The sequence below is a fragment of the Streptomyces sp. SGAir0957 genome (assembly GCF_043523415.1).
In genome coordinates, this window is sequence record NZ_CP027293.1 from 3,971,290 (window position 1) to 3,991,842 (window position 20,553).

18 protein-coding genes and 2 pseudogenes are annotated in these 20,553 nt (G+C 72.0%); 8 read left to right on the forward strand and 12 right to left on the reverse strand.

Features of this window, described 5'->3' with window-relative positions; translation table 11 throughout:
* Positions 1-6 precede the first annotated feature (6 nt).
* A complete protein-coding gene (locus C1N81_RS22650) occupies positions 7-1,152 on the reverse strand; it encodes a zinc-dependent metalloprotease (protein ID WP_394431894.1) in 1,146 nt (381 codons plus the stop codon).
* A 55-nt stretch (positions 1,153-1,207) separates the two neighbouring features.
* Positions 1,208-2,707: a D-alanyl-D-alanine carboxypeptidase/D-alanyl-D-alanine endopeptidase gene (dacB, locus tag C1N81_RS22655; protein ID WP_394431895.1), complete on the reverse strand. Its 1,500-nt coding sequence runs from the start codon at positions 2,705-2,707 to the stop codon at positions 1,208-1,210.
* 177 nt (positions 2,708-2,884) lie between these two features.
* Here dacB and C1N81_RS22660 point away from each other — a divergent pair, with 177 nt between their 5' ends.
* Positions 2,885-3,376: an inorganic diphosphatase gene (locus tag C1N81_RS22660; RefSeq protein ID WP_111662754.1), complete on the forward strand. Its 492-nt coding sequence runs from the start codon at positions 2,885-2,887 to the stop codon at positions 3,374-3,376.
* 169 nt (positions 3,377-3,545) lie between these two features.
* Positions 3,546-5,204 (forward strand): threonine/serine exporter family protein, encoded by a 1,659-nt coding sequence (locus C1N81_RS22665; protein WP_394431897.1) that lies wholly within the window; start codon positions 3,546-3,548, stop codon positions 5,202-5,204.
* Between the two features lie 53 nt (positions 5,205-5,257).
* On the opposite strand, the pseudogene C1N81_RS22670 reads toward C1N81_RS22665, so the two are convergent.
* Positions 5,258-5,917: pseudogene (locus C1N81_RS22670) on the reverse strand (DedA family protein); the annotation flags it as partial.
* A gap of 159 nt (positions 5,918-6,076) precedes the next feature.
* Positions 6,077-6,529, reverse strand: coding sequence for a MerR family transcriptional regulator (locus C1N81_RS22675; protein ID WP_394431899.1), 453 nt, complete (start codon positions 6,527-6,529; stop codon positions 6,077-6,079).
* Between the two features lie 137 nt (positions 6,530-6,666).
* Between C1N81_RS22675 and C1N81_RS22680 the strand changes: the two genes are divergently transcribed.
* Positions 6,667-7,986: an ion channel protein gene (locus C1N81_RS22680; protein ID WP_394431901.1), complete on the forward strand. Its 1,320-nt coding sequence runs from the start codon at positions 6,667-6,669 to the stop codon at positions 7,984-7,986.
* Positions 7,987-8,032: 46 nt separating this feature from the next.
* Complete coding sequence (locus C1N81_RS22685) at positions 8,033-9,451, forward strand: glutamate decarboxylase (RefSeq protein ID WP_394431903.1); 1,419 nt, start codon at positions 8,033-8,035, stop codon at positions 9,449-9,451.
* Between the two features lie 52 nt (positions 9,452-9,503).
* Here the strand turns inward: C1N81_RS22685 and C1N81_RS22690 are convergent, their stop codons facing one another.
* Together C1N81_RS22690 and C1N81_RS22695 are read right to left on the reverse strand one after the other, a co-directional pair.
* Entirely contained in the window at positions 9,504-10,121 is a 618-nt protein-coding gene (locus tag C1N81_RS22690; protein WP_394431905.1) for a PadR family transcriptional regulator, read from the reverse strand.
* A gap of 26 nt (positions 10,122-10,147) precedes the next feature.
* Positions 10,148-10,684: a DinB family protein gene (locus C1N81_RS22695; RefSeq protein ID WP_394431907.1), complete on the reverse strand. Its 537-nt coding sequence runs from the start codon at positions 10,682-10,684 to the stop codon at positions 10,148-10,150.
* Positions 10,685-10,914: 230 nt separating this feature from the next.
* Between C1N81_RS22695 and C1N81_RS22700 the strand changes: the two genes are divergently transcribed.
* Positions 10,915-11,157, forward strand: a complete 243-nt coding sequence (locus tag C1N81_RS22700) for a DUF397 domain-containing protein (protein WP_394431909.1) — start codon at positions 10,915-10,917, stop codon at positions 11,155-11,157.
* Between the two features lie 13 nt (positions 11,158-11,170).
* Here C1N81_RS22700 and C1N81_RS22705 read toward each other — a convergent pair whose 3' ends face one another.
* Positions 11,171-11,653, reverse strand: coding sequence for an ATP-binding protein (locus C1N81_RS22705; RefSeq protein WP_394431911.1), 483 nt, complete (start codon positions 11,651-11,653; stop codon positions 11,171-11,173).
* Positions 11,654-11,907: 254 nt separating this feature from the next.
* Here C1N81_RS22705 and C1N81_RS22710 point away from each other — a divergent pair, with 254 nt between their 5' ends.
* Both C1N81_RS22710 and C1N81_RS22715 read left to right on the forward strand, forming a co-directional pair.
* Positions 11,908-12,774, forward strand: a complete 867-nt coding sequence (locus C1N81_RS22710; RefSeq protein WP_394431913.1) for a helix-turn-helix domain-containing protein — start codon at positions 11,908-11,910, stop codon at positions 12,772-12,774.
* 113 nt (positions 12,775-12,887) lie between these two features.
* Positions 12,888-14,354: an aldehyde dehydrogenase family protein gene (locus C1N81_RS22715; RefSeq protein WP_394431915.1), complete on the forward strand. Its 1,467-nt coding sequence runs from the start codon at positions 12,888-12,890 to the stop codon at positions 14,352-14,354.
* A 38-nt stretch (positions 14,355-14,392) separates the two neighbouring features.
* On the opposite strand, the gene C1N81_RS22720 is transcribed toward C1N81_RS22715, so the two are convergent.
* Entirely contained in the window at positions 14,393-14,641 is a 249-nt protein-coding gene (locus C1N81_RS22720) for a type B 50S ribosomal protein L31 (RefSeq protein ID WP_394431917.1), read from the reverse strand.
* A gap of 2 nt (positions 14,642-14,643) precedes the next feature.
* On the reverse strand, positions 14,644-14,808 hold the full coding sequence (gene rpmG, locus C1N81_RS22725) for a 50S ribosomal protein L33 (protein WP_324770702.1): 165 nt from the start codon (positions 14,806-14,808) through the stop codon (positions 14,644-14,646).
* Between the two features lie 143 nt (positions 14,809-14,951).
* On the opposite strand from rpmG, the gene C1N81_RS22730 reads away from it, so the two are divergent.
* On the forward strand, positions 14,952-15,446 hold the full coding sequence (locus tag C1N81_RS22730; protein ID WP_394431919.1) for a hypothetical protein: 495 nt from the start codon (positions 14,952-14,954) through the stop codon (positions 15,444-15,446).
* Between the two features lie 56 nt (positions 15,447-15,502).
* Here C1N81_RS22730 and C1N81_RS22735 read toward each other — a convergent pair whose 3' ends face one another.
* The 3 genes and pseudogenes from C1N81_RS22735 to bla form a co-directional block, all read right to left on the reverse strand.
* On the reverse strand, positions 15,503-17,701 hold the full coding sequence (locus C1N81_RS22735) for an FUSC family protein (protein ID WP_394431921.1): 2,199 nt from the start codon (positions 17,699-17,701) through the stop codon (positions 15,503-15,505).
* Between the two features lie 708 nt (positions 17,702-18,409).
* A pseudogene (locus C1N81_RS22740) lies at positions 18,410-19,520 on the reverse strand (DUF2786 domain-containing protein).
* Positions 19,517-20,521 carry a class A beta-lactamase gene (gene bla / locus C1N81_RS22745; RefSeq protein ID WP_394431923.1) on the reverse strand — a complete coding sequence of 335 codons (1,005 nt, stop codon included), beginning with the start codon at positions 20,519-20,521 and terminating at the stop codon, positions 19,517-19,519. Before bla ends, C1N81_RS22740 begins: the two are co-directional and overlap by 4 nt.
* Positions 20,522-20,553 lie beyond the last annotated feature (32 nt).

The following is a 20,553-nucleotide window of genomic DNA, read 5'->3' on the forward strand; positions in this document are numbered from 1 at the left end:
CGCCGCCTACGGTGCGTCGTGAGCTCCGTCCGCCTTGTTGTGCACCCGCGCGACCCAGTCGGCGGGTTTGGCGATCTCCGCCTTGGTGGGGAGCGTGTTGGGCGAGGTCCAGACGCGGTTGAAGCCGTCCATGCCGACCTCGTCGACGACGGCGCGCACGAACCGCTCGCCGTCGCGGTACTGGCGCAGCTTGGCGTCGAGGCCGAGGAGCTTGCGCAGGGCGAGGTCGAGCCGTGAGGCGCCCTTCTGCCTGCGTTGCTGGAACTTCTCGCGGATCTCGCCGACGGTCGGCACGACGGCGGGGCCGACGCCGTCCATCACGAAGTCCGCGTGCCCTTCGAGGAGGGACATGACGGCGGTGAGGCGGGCGAGGATCTCGCGCTGGGCCGGGGACTGGACCAGTTCGACGAGGGAGCGTCCGCCGTCGTCCTCCTCGCCCTCGGGGCGGCCGCCGGCGAGGGACTGGGCGGCTTCCCTGATGCGCTCCAGGAAGGTGGAGGGGTCGACCTCGGTCTCGGCGAGGAACGACTGGATCTCGCCTTCCAGGTGGTCGCGGAGCCAGGGCACGGCGGTGAACTGGGTGCGGTGCGTCTCCTCGTGGAGGCAGACCCAGAGCCGGAAGTCGTGCGGGTCGACGTCCAGCTCGCGCTCCACGTGGACGATGTTCGGCGCCACGAGGAGGAGGCGGCCGCCGCCGGTCGGCGAGGCGGGCAGGTCGCGGGAGGGCGGGGCGAACGTCTCGTACTGGCCGAGGACCCGGGAGGACATGAACGACAGGAGCATGCCGAGTTCGACGCCGGTGACCTTGCCGCCGACCGCGCCGAGCACGGCGCCGCCCGCGCCCGAGCGGCGCTCCTGCATCTTGTCGAGGAGGGGCTTGAGGATCTCGCGGAAACCCTCGACATTGGCGCGCACCCAGCCGGGCCGGTCCACGACGAGGACGGGGGTGTCGTGCGTGTCCTCGGTGGCCATGCGCGTGTACGCGCGTACGTGCTCCTCGGATGCCTTGGCGTGCCGGCGCAGCTCCGCGACGATGGCCCGTGCCTCGTCGCGGCTGACTTCCGGGCCTGGTCGTACGAGTCGGGTCGCGGTGGCCACCGCGAGGTTCCAGTCGACCATCCCTGAACTGGCAGCGCCGCCGATGCTCGTCATGCGTCAACGGTACGTGACCCCCTCCGCACACGGAGGGGGTTGCGCGGGGCTGTGTTCAGCGGCAGCCGCAGTCGGCGACCGAGGAGGCGAGGCGGTCGAGGCCCGCCTGGGCGGACTGGGGGCCGGGCGCGTCCTGGGTCATGAAGGCGAAGACGAGGAGGCGTCCGTCGGCGTCGACGACCGTGCCGGCGAGGGTGTTGACGCCGGTCAGGGTGCCGGTCTTGGCGCGGACGAGACCGGTGCCGGAGGCGTCGGCCTCGTCCGCGTAGCGGCTGCTGAGGGTGCCGGTGAAGCCCGCGACGGGCAGTCCGGTGAGCACGGAGCGCAGTTCGGGGCGGCCGGGTTCGGCGGCTTTGGCGAGCAGGGTGGTGAGCAGGTCGGCGGAGATCTTGTCGGCGCGGTCGAGGCCGCTGCCGTCGGCGAAGCGGGCGCCGTCGAGCGGGAGGCCGAGCTTGCCGAGCTGCTTCTTGACGGCCTTGCCGCCGCCCTCGAAGTCGTGGCTCTCCCCCGCGGCGATGGCGGCCTGCCGGGCGAGGGCCTCGGCGATGTCGTTGTCGCTGTGCGTCAGCATGCGTTCGACCAGGGCGGACAGCGGGGGCGAGGCCACCTTGGCGACGTCCTCGGCCGTGTCGGGCGCCTTGCCCGCGCGCGGGTCGCCGCCCTTGGTCCTGATCCCGCGTTCGCGCAGCAGGTCGGAGAAGGTGCGGGCCGCCGAAGCGGCGGGGTCCACCGCGCGCGTGGCGGGGCCGCTGAAGGAGTCGTCGGTGCGGGCCTCGTCGGCCATGAGGGCGGTGACCTGGGCGAGGTTCTCGTTGGGGCCGATGGGGTGGGTCGTGGGCCCGGAGTAGAGGGAGGTGTCGTAGGTGAGGGTGATCTCGGTGGTGCCGGTCGCCTTGAGCGAGGCGGCCGTTTTGTCGGCGAGAGTGCGCAGGCTGGCGGCGCCGTAAGGATTCTTCTGACGGGCCGTCAGGGTGGGGTCCCCTCCGCCGACCAGGACGAGCTTCTTGGCCGCCTTGTCGAGGACCGTACGGGTCGCAATGCGGTGATCGGGGCCCGCCGCCGACAGGGCCGCGACCGCGGTGGCCAGCTTGGTCGTGGACGCCGGGGTGAGGGCGTCGCCCGCGGACTTGCCGTACAGCCGTTTGCCGGTGGCGGCGTCGACGACCGCGGCCGTGCGGTGCGTGCCGAGCGCGGGGTCCCTCAGGAGCGGGTCGAGGACGTCGGCCAGGGCGCCCGGGGTCGGCCCGGGCACCGTCGCGCCGGGCGCGGCCAGGACCGCGGGGGCGCTGGGGGCGACGGGCGGCAGGCCGGGCCTGGCACCGGCGGCGCCGTGATCTGCGCCACCCCCGGCCGCCTGGAAGACCGCCCGGTCCGCCTCGGCCTTACGCTGGCCGGAAGCGTCCCAGGGACCGGTCGTGGCCACCACGACGGCGGCGAGGGCAAGGCCCACCGCCGTCGCGCCCGCCGCGACGTGCCTGGTCCTCGCTCGTACCACCGCTGTGGCAGCGGTCTTCGCCGCGCTCGTCAAGAGCTGCGAAGCCTTCGGCTCCGGCACCGCGGACCAGCCCCTTTCGCGATCACACACCTGCGTGAGGGACACTTAATCACCACCCCCTCGCCGGGTGATCACTTCAAGGCGGCTTCGGCCACCGGGTCGGCCGGGGGTCCGGGGGTTGTCCCCCGGGAGCAGCAGTATCACCAGTCGTATGTGTTGATCATGGAGGAGCCACCGGTGGAGTTCGACGTCACGATCGAGATTCCGAAGGGTTCGCGGAACAAGTACGAGGTCGACCACGAGACCGGTCGGATCCGTCTGGACCGTCGTCTCTTCACCTCGACCGCCTACCCGACGGACTACGGATTCGTCGAGAACACCCTCGGCGAGGACGGCGACCCGCTGGACGCCCTGGTCATCCTGGACGAGCCGACCTTCCCGGGCTGCCTCATCAAGTGCCGCGCGATCGGCATGTTCCGGATGACGGACGAGGCCGGCGGCGACGACAAGCTGCTGTGCGTCCCGGCGACGGACCCGCGGATGGAGCACCTGCGCGACATCCACCACGTCTCCGAGTTCGACCGCCTGGAGATCCAGCACTTCTTCGAGGTCTACAAGGACCTGGAGCCCGGCAAGTCCGTCGAGGGCGCCGACTGGGTGGGCCGTACCGAGGCCGAGGCCGAGATCGAGCGCTCGTACAAGCGCGCCCAGGACCAGGGCGGTCACTGACCCCTCATCGACCCAGGGTTCACCTGCGGGCCGCACGACCTCAGCCGGGGTCGGGCGGCCCGTTCGTGTACGAGTGCGCATACTGAGGCGTACGGGAGGCAGACGCTTAGTACGTAGACGTGCGTAGGTGGACGTACGTCGGGCGAGGAACGACAGAGGTGCCACAGAGGTGACGGACCGGGAGACGGAGGCCCTGGAGGACGGCAAGCCGCAGTCCGACGAGGCCCGCAGCCAGTTCACGCAGCCCATCGGGGTGGTGTCCGCGCCTGCGCCGGTGGACGAGGAGTCGTCGACCACCTCGGAGTTCTCGCTCCCCCAAGGGCTCAGCGTGCAGGCGCCCGAGCCGTCCGACGCGGAGGGCTCCGCCTTCACCCCGCCGAAGACCTACAGCTCGCGCCAGTCGCCGCCCGCGTTCACCCCGGCGCACGGCATCCCCATGGTCAAGCTGACCAGGGAGGCGCCCTGGCAGGACCGGATGCGCACGATGCTGCGGATGCCGGTCGCCGAGCGGCCCGCACCGGAGGCGGCGCAGAAGCAGGACGACGCGGGACCGGCCGTGCCGCGCGTGCTCGACCTGACCCTGCGTATCGGGGAGCTGCTGCTCGCGGGCGGTGAGGGCGCCGAGGACGTGGAGGCGGCGATGTTCGCCGTGTGCCGCTCCTACGGGCTCGACCGGTGCGAGCCGACGGTGACGTTCACCCTGCTCTCGATCACCTTCCAGCCCTCGCTGGTCGACGACCCGGTGACCGCGTCGCGCACCGTGCGCCGCCGCGGCACCGACTACAACCGGCTCGCCGCGGTGTTCCGGCTCGTCGACGACATCAGCGACGACGAGATCGACGTCACGCTCGAAGAGGCGTACCGGCGCCTCGCGGAGATCCGCCGCAACCGCCACCCCTACCCCGGCTGGGCGCTGACCGGGGCGAACGGGCTGCTCGCCGGGTCCGCCTCGATCCTCGTCGGCGGTGATCTCGTGGTGTTCCTCGCCGCGGCGATCGGCGCCATGCTGGGCGACCGCCTCGCATGGCTGTGCGCGGGGCGCGGATTCCCGGAGTTCTACCAGTTCACGGTGGCCGCGATGCCGCCCGCCGCGATCGGTCTGGTGCTCACGCTCGCCCATGTGGATGTGAAGGCGTCGGCGGTGATCACCGGTGGACTCTTCGCCCTGCTGCCGGGACGGGCGCTCGTGGCGGGCGTGCAGGACGGCCTGACCGGCTTCTACATCACGGCTTCCGCGCGCCTGCTCGAAGTCATGTACTTCTTCGTCGGCATCGTCATCGGCGTACTGATCATGCTGTACGTGGCCGTGCAGCTGCACGCGCCGCTCAACGCCGAGGCGGCGCTGCACCCCGTCCAGCGGCCGTACTGGCAGATCGCCGCGTCGATGGCGCTGTCCCTGGCGTTCGCGGTGCTGCTCCAGCAGGAACGTTCTACCGTGCTCGCCGTGACACTCAACGGCGGGGTCGCATGGGTGATCTACGGGGCGATGCACGACGCGGGCGGCATCTCACCGGTCGCCTCCACCGCCGTCGCGGCCGGGCTCGTCGGCCTGTTCGGCCAGCTTTTCTCGCGCTACCGGTTCGCGTCCGCGCTGCCCTACGTGACCGCCGCGATCGGCCCTCTGCTGCCCGGTTCGGCCACGTACTTCGGGCTGCTCGCGATCGCGCACAACGACGTGAACCACGGGCTCATCTCGCTGTCCAAGGCGGCCGCGCTCGCCCTGGCCATCGCCATCGGGGTGAACCTCGGTGGCGAGATCTCCCGGCTCTTCCTGCGCTCGCCGGGGGCGGAGAACCGCCGCGCGGCCAAGCGGACGCGCGGCTTCTAGAACGGGCTCTACCGCTTGGCGTGGCGGCCGCGCTGGGCCTGGACCGGGGCCTGAGCCGGGTCACCGGCCGGGCCCGGATCCTCTTGGGCCGCCTTCTTGGACTTGCTCCGCGCCCGCAGGAACTCGATCGCGATCGGCACCACGGAGATCAGGACGATCAGGATCAGGATCGCCTCGATGTTCTTGTGCACGAACTCGATGTTGCCCAGCCAGGAGCCGAGCAGCGTCACGCCCGCGCCCCACAGGACGCCGCCGATCACGTTGTACGTGATGAACGAGCGGTACTTCATGCCGGAGACACCGGCGATGATCGGCGTGAACGTGCGGACGATCGGCACGAAGCGGGCCAGGACCAGCGACTTCGGCCCGTGCTTCTCGAAGAACTCGTGCGCCTTCTGCACGTTCTCCTGCTTGAACAGCTTGGAGTCGGGGCGCCGGAACAGCGACGGGCCGACCTTCTTGCCGAAGAGGTAGCCCGCCTGGTCGCCGAGGATCGCGGCGACGCAGATCAGCGCCACCGCGCCCCACAGCGGGAAGTCCAGGGTGCCCGCGGTGATCAGCAGACCCGTGGTGAACAGCAGCGAGTCGCCCGGCAGGAAGAAGCCGATCAGCAGACCCGACTCGGCGAACACGATCAGCAGCAGACCCCAGATGCCGAACGTGTTCAGCAGATAGTCCGGGTCCAGCCAGCTTGGTCCGAGCGCAAGCGTCATCACGGGTCCGGGCTCCTGGGGGGCTTGGGAAACAGAACGGAACTGCACGAGGTTCAGGCAAGGCAATGGTGATGCAAAGTTATCAACGCCGATCGCCTGCGCCAGGTTCCAGTGGCCCCTTCAGGATGCACTGTGCCCCAACTGTGGCAAACCTGTCGGTCAGCCACCCCGCTTCGCGGCGTTCGCGTGGATCGCGTCCCGCAGGTGCTCCGCGACGCCCTCGCCGATGGCGTCGTAGTACGCCCTGAACCGCTGGTCGGCCACGTACATGTCACCGAAACAGACGTGCGTCGCGTACGGGCACTCGAAGAACCAGCCCGTGATGTGGGCGCGGTGCTCCTCGGCCAGATCCATGGCCGCCTCGCCCGTAGCGGGGGCGCCGGAGGCGACAAGGGCCGCGTAGCGCGCGCCCCAGTCGTCGGCCTCGGCCCGGAGCCGCTTGGCCGACGCCGTCGAACACGCCATGGCACTCTTCCGCAGACGTTCGATACGGGCGACGAGGACCGCGTGCCAGCGGCGCAGGTGCTCGCGCGGGTCCGTCGCCGGGTCGTCGAGCAGGGTCCGCACCTCCTCCAGCGGGAAGCCGGCCACCTGGCCCACCGGGTAGCTCATCGCGGACCTCCCTGGGGCCTGTCGTCGTCGCGTTCTTGCCGGCGTCCGCGTTCCCGCCGGCGTCCGTGGTCGCAAGCCTGGGTCCGCACGCCGCGTGAGGTGCAAGCTTGACCCGCACTCCGGGTGTTATGCGCTTAATGTCCGCATACAGTGTCGCCGTGAGCCCTGAAGCCGTCGCCGCGCCGCCTCCGGCCGCCCAGCCCGCCGTCTCCGCTCGCACCCTGCTGCCCCTCGTCGCGCCCGCGCTCGTGGTCGGCATCGGATGCAGTCTGCTGCTCCTCGCCGTGAGCGGGGCCGCCGAGAAACTCCAGGACGTGCTCTGGAGCGACCTGCCCGACGCGCTCGGCGTCGGCCGGTACTCCGCGCTCTGGATCATCGTCATGCTGACGGCCACCGGCGTCCTCGTCGGGCTCGTCGTGTGGAAGGCCCCCGGGCACGCGGGCCCCGACCCGGCGACGCTCGGCCTCGGCGGGGAGGAGCCGCTGCCGCCGTACGTGCTGCCGGGCCTCGTCGTGGCCACGGCGCTGATGCTCGCGGGCGGGCCCAGCCTCGGCCCGGAGAACCCGATCATCGCCACCAATGTCGCCCTGGCGTTCTGGCTCGGCCGCAAGGTGGCGCCCGGGGCGCCGGGCGCGCTGTGGGTGTCGCTCGCCTCGGCCGCGACGCTCGGCGCCCTGTTCGGCACCCCGGTCGCCGCCGCGCTCGTCGTCTCCGAGGCGCTGGCCGGCAAGCCGATGCCGATCAAGGGCTCGCTCTGGGACAACCTCTTCGGGCCGCTCCTCGCCGCCGCCGCGGGCGCGCTGACCACGACGCTCGTCGCCTCGCCCTCCTTCGACCTCGGCCTGCCGCACTTCGACCGGCCGGGCTGGGGCGATCTGCTCGCCGCGATCGTCGTGGCCTGCGCCGCCGCCGTCCTCGGCATGCTCGCGGTCCTCGCCTTCCCCTACGTCCACGGCGCCTTCGCGCGGCTTCGGCACCCCCTGCTGACGCTGCCGCTCGGCGGGCTCGTCCTCGGCCTCCTCGGCGCGCTCGGCGGGCATCTGACGCTGTTCAAGGGCCTGGGAGAGGTCGGCGAGCTGGCGGCGGACCCGGAGGGCTGGTCGGCGGGGCAGTTCGCGGTGATGACCGTGGTGAAGCTGGCCGCGCTGCTGATCGCCGCGTCCTGCGGGTTCCGGGGCGGGCGGATCTTCCCCGCGGTGTTCGTCGGCGCCGCGTTCGGGCTGTGCGCGCACGCGCTCGTGCCCGGCGTCCAGGTGTCGGTCGGGGTCGCGGCGGGCGTTCTCGGGATGCTGCTCGCCATCACCCGGCAGGGCTGGGTCAGCCTCTTCACGGCCGCCGTCCTCGTCGCGTCACCGGCGATCCTTGCCCTCATGTGCGTGGCCTCTTTGCCCGCTTGGCTCCTGGTGACCGGGCGGGCGCAGATGCAACTCTCGGAGGACGGAAAGTCGTTGCGCTGACACCCCTGCCCGTCCTGGAAACCCGCCCCGTACAGGAGTTGATGGCATGTCTCCGCTGCACCGGAGCCCGTCCGACAAACCCGGCGAACCACACCTCTCCGTCAACCCGATCTTCGGCGAGGCCGATCCGACGGCCGGGATGGTCGAGGCACCGCCCAAGCACCGCCTGCCGGACCAGCCGCTCGCGCCCATGACCGCGTACCAGCTCGTGCACGACGAGCTGATGCTCGACGGCAACGCCCGCCTCAACCTCGCCACCTTCGTCACGACGTGGATGGAGCCGCAGGCCGGGGTCCTGATGGCCGAGTGCCGGGACAAGAACATGATCGACAAGGACGAGTACCCGCGCACCGCCGAGCTGGAGCAGCGCTGCGTGGCCATGCTCGCCGACCTGTGGAACGCGCCGGACCCGTCGGCCGCCGTCGGCTGTTCGACGACCGGGTCCAGCGAGGCGTGCATGCTCGCGGGGATGGCGCTCAAGCGGCGCTGGGCCCGGAAGAACGCGGACCGCTACCCCTCCAAGGAGGCCCGGCCCAACCTCGTCATGGGCGTGAACGTGCAGGTCTGCTGGGAGAAGTTCTGCAACTTCTGGGAGGTCGAGGCGCGGCAGGTGCCGATGGAGGGCGACCGCTTCCACCTGGACCCGGCGGCCGCCGCCGCGCTGTGCGACGAGAACACGATCGGCGTCGTCGGCATCCTCGGCTCCACCTTCGACGGGTCGTACGAGCCGATCGCCGACCTGTGCGCGGCGCTCGACGCCCTCCAGGAGCGGACCGGGCTCGACGTCCCGGTGCACGTGGACGGGGCGTCGGGCGCGATGGTGGCCCCGTTCCTCGACCCGGACCTGGAGTGGGACTTCCGGCTGCCGCGCGTGGCGTCCATCAACACCTCGGGCCACAAGTACGGCCTGGTCTACCCGGGCGTCGGCTGGGCCCTGTGGCGCACGGCGGAGGCGCTCCCCGAGGAGCTGGTCTTCCGCGTGAACTACCTGGGCGGCGACATGCCGACGTTCGCCCTCAACTTCTCGCGGCCCGGCGCCCAGGTCGTCGCCCAGTACTACACGTTCCTGCGGCTCGGCCGAGAGGGCTACCGCGCGGTCCAGCAGGCGTCCCGCGACGTGGCGCGCGGCCTGGCCGAGCGGATCGAGGCGCTGGGCGACTTCCGCCTCGTCACGCGCGGCGACGAACTGCCCGTCTTCGCGTTCACGACGGCGCCGGACGTGACCGCCTTCGACGTGTTCGACGTCTCGCGGCGGCTGCGGGAGCGCGGCTGGCTGGTCCCCGCCTACACGTTTCCCGCGCACCGCGAGGACCTGGCGGTGCTGCGGATCGTCTGCCGCAACGGCTTCTCGGCGGATCTCGCGCAGCTCCTGATCGAGGACCTGAACCGGCTCCTGCCCGAGCTGCGCCGCCAGTCGCACCCGTTCACGGACGACCGGGGAGCGGCGACGAGCTTCCACCACTGAAGGCGCGTCACCCGCCTCCACCGCTGAAGGCGCGTCACGCGGATCACGCGCATCACGAACGGGCGTACGGGTTCTCCTGGCCGTCCGCGAGGACGCCCACGAACGGCTCGCCCTCGCCCGCGAACGTGTAGGCGCCGCCCTCGACGCGGCCGATCAGGGCGCGGGTCCACTCCGCCCCGGCGTCGGCCGCGTGCGTCCAGTAGTTCATGATCTCGCCGATGTGGCCGAGCTGCCCGGGGCCGCCCTCGGGCGTGTAGTACTCGGTGACCGAGGTCCGCCACTCCTCGATGCGGCGCACCCGCTCCTTGAGCAGCGCGACCGCCTCCGGGCGCGGCAGGTCGACCATGAAGCCGAGCGCGGCGGTGAGGCTGTCGGGCCGCTGGTCGCCCGAGGTGAGCGCCTCCCGGAGCAGGCCGAGGTACTCCTCGGTGCCCGGCCCGGTGATCTCGTACTCGGTGCGCGGCGGGCCGCCGGCCGTGGACGGTGCCGTCTCGTGCGCGACGAGCAGTCCTTCCTTCGCCATCTGCTTGAGGGCGTGGTAGATCGAGCCCGGCTTGGCGTTCGACCACTCGTGCGCGCCCCAGTACTCCAGGTCGCTGCGCACCTGGTAGCCGTGCGCGCGCCCGTGCTGGCGCACGGCTCCGAGGACCAGGAGGCGGATCGCTGACATACGGCCAGCGTATGGCCCTCCGCCGCTCAGCCCTGCGCGAGGGCGACCAGTTCGAAGGCGGTCCTGCCGTCCAGGGACTCGCGGATGATGTCGGCGTGCCCCGCGTGCCGGGCCGTCTCGCGGATCAGGTGCAGGCCGAGCCAGCGCACGGAGACGGCGGGGCAGCCGAAGAACCACGGGTCGGGCGGGAGCGGGAACGTGGCGTCCAGGCTGGGCGCGGCGCGGAAGAACTCCTCGGTGCGGCGGGCGACATCCTCGTAGTAGTCGAGGGTCTGCTCGACCGTCTCGTCGCCGACGAGGCGGAAGCTGTCGCCCCAGTTCTCCTCGGACCGCTGGATGTCGGGCGCGATCTGCTGGGCCCGCGCGATCCAGCCCTGTTCGACCTCGGCGACGTGCTTGAGGAGCCCGGCGAGGGACAGCTCGCTGGCGCTCGGGGTGGCGGTGGCTTGTGCGTGGGTGAGGCCGAGCAGGGCCCGGCGGACGCCGCCGCGCTGTTCGGCGATGAAGGCGAGGAGGGCTCCGCGCTCGTCGCCGGGGGCTTCGGGGTTCACGTGCATGACCATGACGGCCGCCTCTCGTGTCGGGGTGACAGGAGAACGGTAGGAGGGATGTAGGTCAGATCTTGACCGCTATGGGGAGCGCTTGCATGGGTGGCTCCGGCGGGGGCAGATGCAGAGTGACCTGTAACCGTCGGACCACCCCGCGTGCACGTGCATCTGCTCATGCATTAGCACGTGAACGCAGCTATGCTCTCGCACAGTTGGGACAGCTGATCACCACCGGGGAGCGAACCGTGCACCACGTGTACAACGGCATGGCGGCCACGGATCTGCACGGAGTGGTCTGGCAGAAGAGCAGGCACAGCAACTCGCAGGGCTCCTGCGTGGAGTTCGCCAAGCTGCCCGGCGGCCGCGTGGCCGTGCGCAACTCCAACTACCCGGAGGGCCCCGCCCTCGTCTACACGCCCGCCGAGATCGAGGCGATGCTGCTGGGCGTGAAGGACGGCGAGTTCGACCATCTCGTGGCCGGCGCCTGACACGGGGCGGCCGTCAGACCCGGAACAGCGCCCAGACCACCTTGCCGCTGAGCGCGCCGGCCAGCGGATGCCAGCCCCAGCTGTCGCTGAAGGACTCGACGAGGAAGAGCCCGCGCCCGGACTCGGCGGAGAAGTCGTCCTGCGGCTCGCCGGTCGCGGGGGTGTCGTCGCTGGGGTCGCGCACCGCACACACCACACGCGTCGCCCAGCGCATCAGATGCAGGCGTACGGGCGGCTCCTGGTCGTCCGGCACCTCGCCGGGCAGGGCGTGCCGCAGGGCGTTGGTGACGAGTTCGGAGACGACCAGACAGATGTCCTCGAAGCGCTCGGGGACGTCCCACTCGGTCAGCGTCGCACGGGTGAACTGCCGTGCGCAGCGCACCGCTTCGAGCCGTGCGGGCAGTGCGCAGGAGGCGGCACTGGAGACGGCCGAGGGGTCGATGGGGGGAAGCCCCTGCCGTAAAGGCGCGAGCATGGTCGATCCGTCCGTCCCCATGCGAGGCACTCCCCAGATTCGCGTTGGTAGCGAGCGGTGGTGGCGACCATCGTTCCGAATGCGTACTGCGGATGCAAGGGCAGATGCACGTGCACGTGCCAGACTTGAACCCTCCCGTACCACTTCTTGCTCATTTCTCCCTACGACTTCTTACGCAGGTCTTTCGCGTTCTCTCCGTTTCTGTAACCGAACGCATACAGGCAGCCGCGTTTAATGGCAGACTTCGGCACTTGAACCGATGGGGAGGCAGAGACGTGACCGCTGGGGACCCGAGCGGCTCGGTGGTGCGGCGCATTCTGTTGGGCTCGCAACTGAGGCGCCTGAGGGAATCGCGCGGCATCACCCGCGAGGCCGCCGGATACTCGATCCGCGCCTCCGAATCCAAGATCAGTCGCTTGGAGTTGGGACGGGTGAGTTTCAAGGCCAGGGACGTCGAGGACCTGCTGACCCTGTACGGGGTGACCGACGAGGCCGAGCGCGGAGCACTGCTCTCCCTCGCGAAGGAGGCCAACGTCGCGGGCTGGTGGCACAGTTACTCGGACGTGCTGCCCGGCTGGTTCCAGACCTACGTGGGCCTGGAGGGCGCCGCGTCGGTGATCCGCGGATACGAGGCCCAGTTCGTGCACGGCCTGCTGCAGACCGAGGCGTACGCGCACGCGGTCGTCGAGCGCGGCATGAGCGGCGCCTCCCGCGAGGACGTCGAACGACGCGTCGCCCTGCGGCTCGCGCGGCAGAAGGTGCTGGTCGCGGAGCGCGCGCCGGAGCTGCACGTGATCCTCGACGAGGCCGCGCTGCGCCGGGTGCACGGCGGGCCCGAGGTGATGCGCGAGCAGCTGGACCATCTGGCCGAGGTCGCACGCCTCGACCACGTCACGCTCCAGGTCGTGCCGTTCAGCCACGGCTGGCACGCCGGCGAGTCCGGCACCTTCACGCTCCTCACGTTCCCCGAGTCCGATCTCTCGGACGTCGTCTTCCTCGAACAGCTCACCAGCGCCCTCTACCTGGACAAGGCCGAGGACGTGGCGCAGTACGAGACGGCGATGCAGAGGCTGCGGGAGGAGAGCCCCTCCCCGGAGGAGAGTTTGAAGCTCCTTGAGCGCATCGCGACTGAATTCGCCTGATCCGTACGGCAGTTGCGCACCGAAGTTGTGCAGACTTCACCCACACTTGACAGGTGACCGTCCTACGATGACGTGCCATCAGGTGTCCGGCGCAGCAGCGAGGGGTCTCGGCCATGACGTCACACGCGTACTTCACGGATCTCGACCGGCAGTACATCGACGGTTCGTGGCGCACCGGACGCGGCTCGTGGGACATCCTCGACCTCAACCCGTACACCGGGGACAAGCTCGCCTCCATCACCGTCGCCTCCGTCGAGGAGGTCGACGAGGCGTACCGGGCGGCCGAGCGGGCGCAGAAGGAGTGGGCGCGGACCAACGCGTACGCGCGCCGCGCCGTCTTCGAGCGGGCCCTGCGCCTCCTGGAGGAGCGCGAGGCCCAGATCGCCGAGGCGATCACCGACGAGCTCGGCGGGACGCGCGTCAAGGCCGGGTTCGAGCTGCACCTCGCGAAGGAGGTCCTGCGCGAGGCGGTCCAGCTGGCGGTGCGCCCGCACGGCCACGTCATCCCCTCCCCCGAGGACGGCAAGGAGAACCGCGTCTACCGGGTGCCGGTCGGGGTGGTCGGGGTGATCTCCCCGTTCAACTTCCCGTTCCTGCTGTCGCTGAAGTCGGTGGCGCCCGCGCTGGCGCTCGGCAACGGTGTCGTGCTCAAGCCGCACCAGTGCACGCCGATCGTGGGCGGCGCGCTCGTCGCGAAGCTCTTCGAGGACGCGGGCCTGCCTCCGGGCTTGCTGAACGTCGTGATCACCGACATCGCCGAGATCGGCGACGCGCTCCTCACGCACCCGGTGCCGAAGGTCATCTCCTTCACCGGCTCGGACGCGGTCGGCCGGCACGTGGCGACGGTGTGCGCCGCGCAGTTCAAGCACGCGGTCCTCGAACTCGGCGGCAACAGCGCCCTGACCGTCCTCGACGACGCCGACCTCGACTACGCGGTCGACGCGGCCGTCTTCAGCCGGTACGTGCACCAGGGCCAGGTCTGCATGGCCGCGAACCGCATCCTCGTGGACAGCAGGGTCGAGGCGGAGTTCACGGAGAAGTTCGTCGCGAAGGTGGCGACGCTCAAGGCGGGCGACCCGCGCGACCCGGACACCGTCATCGGCCCGCTCATCAACTCGACGCAGGCCGAAGCGGTCTCGGGCATCGTCGAGCAGGCGGTGCGGGAGGGGGCGACGGTGCTGCTGCGCGGCGGCGTCGACGGGAACCTGGTCGAGCCGGTGGTCCTGACCGGGCTGCCCGCCGACTCCCCCGTGCTGCGCCAGGAGATCTTCGGCCCCGTCGCGCTCCTCATCCCGTTCGACGGGGACGAGGAAGCGGTGCGGATCGCGAACGACTCCCCGTACGGGCTGAGCGGGGCCGTGCACACCGGTGACATCGAGCGGGGCGTGGCCTTCGCCCACCGCATCGACACCGGCATGATCCACGTCAACGACGGCACCGTGCACGACGAGCCGCTCGTCGCCTTCGGCGGCGAGAAGCGCTCAGGACTCGGCCGCCTCAACGGGGAGGCGACCGTGGAGTCCTTCACGACGCGGAAGTGGATCTCCGTCCAGCACGGCCGGAGCCGCTTCCCCTTCTAGGGCAGCCCCAGGGCGGACCTTACGAGCTGGAGCGGACCTTACGAGGCGGACCCGTAGCGGCGCTCGAAGCGCTCGACGCGGCCCGCGGTGTCCAGGACGCGCTGGTTGCCCGTGTAGAAGGGGTGGCTGACGTCGGAGATCTCGACGTCGACGACGGGATAGGTGTTCCCGTCCTCCCACTCGATCGTCCGCTCGCTCGTCATGGTCGAGCGGGTGAGGAAGGCGTGGTTCGCGGCGCGGTCGCGGAACACGACCGGGCCGTAGGCGGGGTGGATGGCGTTGTTCATGGTCAGCGCTCCTCTCGGAAGTCGACGTGGCGGCCGGCGACGGGGTCGTACTTGCGCAGGGTGACCCGGTCGGGGTCGTTCCTGCGGTTCTTGCGGGTCACGTAGGTGTAACCGGTCCCCGCTGTCGACCTGAGCTTGATCACTGGGCGGAGTTCGTTTCGTGCCATGCAGGCAGTATATGAAAATGGGAGCCATTTTCAATAGGCTGGAGGCCCGACGGGCTGAGAGATGCGTCACGCCGACCGCGCCGGTTGACGGCTGGTAACTTCGGCCGCGATCCAGGTCGACGGCAGGGACATAGGGGGATGGTGTGCGCATCAGGAAGCGGATCGTGGCGGGCGTCGCGGTGGCCGTGGCGGCGCTGGCCGTGACGGGCTGCAGCAGCGACGACGGTGACGGCGGCAAGGACGAGGGCGCGGCGACGTCCTCGGCGGCGCCCGACGGCGGCGCGTCGTCCGGCGCGCCCTCCGGCTCGGCCGGGACCGCCGGGAGCGCCGGGAGCACAGAGGGCATCTGGAGCGCCACGACGGACGGCAAGGCCGTCGTCCTCGTGGTGGGCGACGGACAGGTGGCCCTGAGCACCGGCGACGGACACCTGTGCAACGGCACCGTGTCCGGCACCGGCAAGCCGGTCATCGACCTGACCTGCGCGGACGGCAGCACCGACCGGGCCAAGGGGACGATCGCGTCCAACGACGGCTCGACGATGAAGGTCTCCTGGAAGGACGGCACCGAGGACACCTTCACGAAGTCGACGGACGGAAAGCTGCCGACGGGGCTGCCCAGCGGCCTGCCGACGGGCTGAACCCGCGCGAGGGCTGCCCAGCGGCCTGCCGACGGGCTGAACCCGCGCGCGACGGCTCAGTCCCCGGGCCTCTCGTCGGGCTTGACGGTCATGGGCGGGTCGTCCGTGTCGAGCGCGTCGGAGAACTCCTGGAGCGCCTCCAGGACCATGCCCGCACCGCGCCGGACGACCCGGTCGGGGACGCCCTCGCCGTCCCAGGCGTCGAGGGCCGCGCGGACCGGCTCCCAGTCGGGGACGCGGCGCTCGCGAAGGGCGCGCGCGCCGTCGCGGGTCGCGGCGCGCAGGGCGTCGGCGAGGGCGGCCGCCGCCGGTACCGGGGTGGCGTCGCGCTCGGGAAGGTGGGCCTCCATCAGCATGGCGACGCGGCCCAGGCGGTGCAGGGCGTGCGCGGCGTCGTCGGCGGCGGCGTTCGACAGACCGCGATGGCGTACGGGTTCGGTCCTGGCCCGGTCGACGGCCTCCTGCCAGGCGATGTGCGCGTCCCGCGCCTTCAGCAGCGCCTCACGGACGTCCGGGCACGCCTTGCCCGCCGGATGCGCGTAGTGGTCGACGACGACGGCCGCGTACTCCCCGAGCGCCACGAGCCAGTCCGCGAGACGGGTGCGCAGGCGCGGCGTCTCCCAGGCCGGGTAGAGCGCGTAGGACAGCATGGCCAGGAGACCGCCGACGACCGTCAGCACCAGCCGTTCCGGAACCGTCTGGCCCCACGCCTCGCCGCCCATGCCCAGCAGGAACACCACGTACGCGGAGACGCACACCTGCGACACCAGCTGGCCCGTGCGCATGAGCAGGTACATCAGGGCCGCGCACAGGACCGCGAGCGCGGCGGACAGTTCGGTGTCCGGATGCGCGAGCTGCACGACGCCGGTGGCCACGGCGACCCCGACCAGGGTGCCGCAGAACCGGGCCACGGCACGGGAGTACGTCTGCGAGAAGTCCGGCCGCATGACCATCACGGCGGACATCGGCGCCCAGTACCCGTGCCCCAGCGGAAGCGCGCCGCCGATCAGGTACCCGGCGACCGCCACCGCGCAGATCCGGGTGGCGTGCCGCAGGATCGGCGACCCGGGCCGCGCCTCCCGCCGCATCGCCCGCACGGCGACGGGGAGCAACTGGAAGAGGGAGGGGCGGCGCAGAGGGCGACCGGGGTCCGGGGCCGCGGGCGCTGGCGCTGACGCTGACGCGGGCAGCGGTGTGGCTCCCGGGCGGCGGCCGGGGAGCAGGCGGTCGCGCAGGGTCGTGGCCCGCGTGCCCGGCGCCTCCGCGGGCGGGGCGCCACCCGCCGTCTCCACCACGTCGCGCAGGAGGGAGCCCAGGCGGGTCGCCGCCCGTTTCGCGGGGCCGGACAGGACATGGTCGACGTCGGGGCTGCGGAACGCGGCGATCGCGCCCGGCGGGATGTCCACCGGCGTGCCGTGCCGGATGGCGCGCGCGGCCGCGTCCAGGATCGAAGCGGCGGCGGCCAGGAGTTCGCGGACCTTGTCGCGTTCGGGCCCCTCGGCGGGGACGCCGACCGCCGGGTCCGCGAGCGACGCCAGGACCGGGCGGATGCGTTCGGCGACACCCCGCGTGCCGCGCAGCTGCGCGGGGCGGGTGCGGGCCTGGCGGGGGGTGAGCGCGGCGGCGTTGCGGGCCAGCATCAGCGGGGCCGGGTCGAACTCGGCGACCGGGTCGTGGCGCAGGCGGCGCGCGTAGTCCGCCTCGGCGGCCAGCGCGTCGGCGAGTGCGTCGCGGTGCGCTCCCCAGCGGCGTACGGGGAAGAGGATCACCAGCGCCGCCTGGACCAGGCCGCCGAAGGCCATGATCGCGGCGTGGCCCGCCGCCTCCGCGATCGTCGTCGGCAGGGTGATGGTGACCAGCATCATCGCCACGTTCGACGACGCGATGATGCCGGTGGTCGGTCCCGCGGCCCAGGAGAGACCCGCGAGGAAGGTCCAGAGGGCGAGGAGGGGGAGGAAGAGTACGAGGTGGGAGCCGGTGAGGTAGCCGAGGAACGTGGACACGCCGAGGCTCGCCCCCGAGGCCAGCGCCAGCTCCGGCCGGGGCCGCCAGCTGCGCTGGAACGTGGCGATCGCCGCCTGGAAGCCGCCGAACGCCGAGCCGGCGGCTGCCGCCGGGCCGAACAGGGTCAGGCTGACGGCGATCACGATCGCGAGGCCGGCCGCGCCGCGCAGCGCGACCAGCGGCTCCAGCCGTTTCCGCTCCACGGTCAGGCCCGAGCGGGTGGCGTCCTTCAACGCCCGGAACCAACTCACTCCGTAAGAATAGGTTCATTCCGCCCATCCCGGACGCCCACGCCGCGATCACGAGCCTACGTTTCCGGGTCCCGGCTTCGTCGTGGCTGGTCGCGCGGTTCCCCGCGCCCCTCAGCGCCACGAGCGCAAGCCCTCGTTTCCGGGTCCCGGCTTCGTCGTGGTTGCTCGCGCAGTTCCCCGCCCCCCTGGAATGCGCACTTCGTGCGCCATTCCATCCGATGGGGCTGCGGCGCAGCCGCATGCTCCAGGGGCGCGGGGAACTGCGCGACCGGCCACGACGAACCCGCACCCGCGATCGGGGGGACCGCCGCACGAAGTGCGCGTCCCAGGGGCGCGGGGAACTGCGCGAGCAAGGAGGGAACGGGCCGCACCCGCCAACGAAAGCGCACCGCCCACGCCGACCGGCTCAGGGGCGCGGGGAACTGCGCGAGCAATGGGGGACGGGCCGCACCCGCCGACGAAAACGCACCGCCCACGGCGACCGGCTCAGGGGCGCGGGGAACTGCGCGACCGGCCACGACGAACCCGCACCCGCGATCGGGGGGACCGCCGCACGAAGTGCGCGGCCCAGGGGCGCGGGGAACTGCGCGAGCAATGGGGGACGGGCCGCACCCGCCGACGAAAACGCACCGCCTACGGCGACCGACTCAGGGGCGCGGGGAATTGCGCGACCAGCACGGCGGACCCGCGCCGAAAGACTCCGCCCCGCTAAGACCCGGGCAATCGCGCCCGCGAGGCCGCCGCGGCCCCCTCGACCCACCCCGCCTTGTCAGAAACCCCCCGCATCCGGGTCGTCACCGTCGACGGAAACATCTCTTCCGCCCGCCCGGCGACAGCCACATCCCGCGCCGCGAGCACCGGCAGCAATTCCCCGCTCCCCCACGACCCCCTCCGCGACAGCGGACAGCCGGTCCCCGATGCGATGGGCGTACGCGGCGAGGAAGGACTGCCGAAAGGTCTTCGTCCGCTTGCGCCCCCCGGCCCGCTGCTCCGCCTCCGCCCGCGTCATGGCCGCGGACGCCTGTACGAGCAGCGACGTGTACAGCACCTCCACCGCGTCGAGATCCGGCTCGAATCCGACCACCGTCGAGAACCCGAACGCGCTGTTCCACACGGCCCAGCACCGGTTGGCGGAGGCGACGGAGTCGAGGAGGACCGCCTTGGCCGTCTCGTAGGGCGCGTCGACCCCGACGCGCCGGGCCCCGGGCGCGTCCTTCGCCTGCGTACGGGAGGCGAGCACCGCCTCGTCGACCGAGTGCCGGGCCATGAGTTCCTGCGCCTTGGCCGACAGCGCCTCGGCCTCCGGCGGATATCCGGTCGCCTCGGCCTTGGCGAGCAGCGCCCGGATCCGGGCGAGCGCCCGCGGCTCCCCGGCGACGGGCACCGTGACGGACTCCCCCGGCACGGGCCCGACCGCCTCGATGGCGGGCAGCCGCACGAGGAGCCGGTACAGCTCAAGGGCGAGCGTGGCGCCGGAGAACCGGTCCCGGCGCGGCACATCGTCATCCGGCAGTGCGTCGATCTGCTCGGCCCAGCGCGGCGGCAGCGCCTCGTACCGCCCGGTCTCGGCCCGGATGAGCCGGGCGGCGGGCCCCGCGTGTTCGGGGGACAGTTCGCGGACGACCATGCGGATGACGTCGGCGGGCTGCCAGCCGCGTTCCCAGGCCCGCCGGACGAATTCCCGCCCGCGCAGAGCGAGTTCCTGGTCGGCGGACGGGTCGGCCGCGAGGAGGGACGCCCCGGTGTCGAGGTCGACGGCGTCGTCGGCGGTGAACAGCGCGGCGCTGAAGGCGCGTTCGACGGTGGAGCCCGTGCTCATGCCACGGACGCCATGATCTCGGCGGCCCGCGCCACGAGCAGGTCGTCGGGCGACGCGTCCTGCGCGGGCTTGGTGGTCAGCACGGAGAGCAGGACCGGGTCGCCGGACGGGGCCCACGCGATGCCGACGTCGTTGGCCGTCCCGTACGAGCCCGTCCCGGTCTTGTCGGCGACGACCCACTCGTCCGGCAGCCCGGCGCGGAACCGCTTGTCGCTGGTGGTGTTCGCGAGCAGCCACTGCGCGAGCCGCGCCCGGTCGCCGCGCTCCAGGGCGCGGCCGAGGACGAGACGCCCGTACGTCGTGCCGATGGCGCGCGGTGAGGTGGTGTCGGTGCGGCGTCCGGGTTCGGCCGAGTTCAGCTCGGGCTCCATGCGGTCGAGCCGGGTGACGCGGTCGCCGAGCGAGCGGGCGAAGCGGGTGACGGCGGTGGGGCCGCCGAGCCGTTGCAGGAGGAGGTTGGCGGCGGTGTTGTCGCTGAAGGAGATCGCGGCGCCGCACAGCTCGGCGACGGTCATCCCGTGCGCGAGGTTCTCGGGCCTGCCGGTGACGGGGGCGCCGCCCGCCCGGTCGATGTCGGCCTGGGTGTAGCGGACGCGGCGGGCGAGGTAGGTGCCGTCGTGGTCGAGATCGCGCAGGACGGCGGCGACGGCGAGGGTCTTGAAGGTGGAGCAGAGCGGGAAGCGTTCGTCGGCGCGGTGGGTGAGGGCGGCGCCGGTGCGCACGTTGAGGGCGAACACGCCGAGGCGGGCGCCGTGCTCGCGCTCCAGGGCGGCGAGCCGTCGGCCGGCCCCGGCGGCGACCTGGGCGTTCAAGGCCTGTGCGGTCGCGGCTTGCGCTTGCACGGCCTGCGCGTGCAGGGCCTGCGCGTGCAGGGCCTGCGCTGGCACGGCCTGCACTGGCACGGTTCGTGCGGTCGCGGCCCGCGCGTTCGTGGTTCCGATGAGGGCGGTCGCGCCCAGGGCGGAGCCGGTGGTCAGCAGGGTGCGGCGGCTGATGCGCACGTGTTTGCGTCCTCTACGTCGCGGCGGTACGT

Coding starts and splice junctions, on each gene's coding strand:
- C1N81_RS22650 (WP_394431894.1), bottom strand. CDS start 1,152: ATGACGAGCATCGGCGGCGCTGCCAGTTCAGGGATGGTCGACTGGAAC.
- C1N81_RS22675 (WP_394431899.1), bottom strand. CDS start 6,529: ATGAGCTACCCGGTGGGCCAGGTGGCCGGCTTCCCGCTGGAGGAGGTG.
- C1N81_RS22680 (WP_394431901.1), top strand. CDS start 6,667: ATGTCCGCATACAGTGTCGCCGTGAGCCCTGAAGCCGTCGCCGCGCCG.
- C1N81_RS22685 (WP_394431903.1), top strand. CDS start 8,033: ATGTCTCCGCTGCACCGGAGCCCGTCCGACAAACCCGGCGAACCACAC.
- C1N81_RS22690 (WP_394431905.1), bottom strand. CDS start 10,121: ATGTCAGCGATCCGCCTCCTGGTCCTCGGAGCCGTGCGCCAGCACGGG.
- C1N81_RS22695 (WP_394431907.1), bottom strand. CDS start 10,684: ATGGTCATGCACGTGAACCCCGAAGCCCCCGGCGACGAGCGCGGAGCC.
- C1N81_RS22705 (WP_394431911.1), bottom strand. CDS start 11,653: ATGGGGACGGACGGATCGACCATGCTCGCGCCTTTACGGCAGGGGCTT.
- C1N81_RS22715 (WP_394431915.1), top strand. CDS start 12,888: ATGACGTCACACGCGTACTTCACGGATCTCGACCGGCAGTACATCGAC.
- C1N81_RS22720 (WP_394431917.1), bottom strand. CDS start 14,641: ATGAACAACGCCATCCACCCCGCCTACGGCCCGGTCGTGTTCCGCGAC.
- rpmG (WP_324770702.1), bottom strand. CDS start 14,808: ATGGCACGAAACGAACTCCGCCCAGTGATCAAGCTCAGGTCGACAGCG.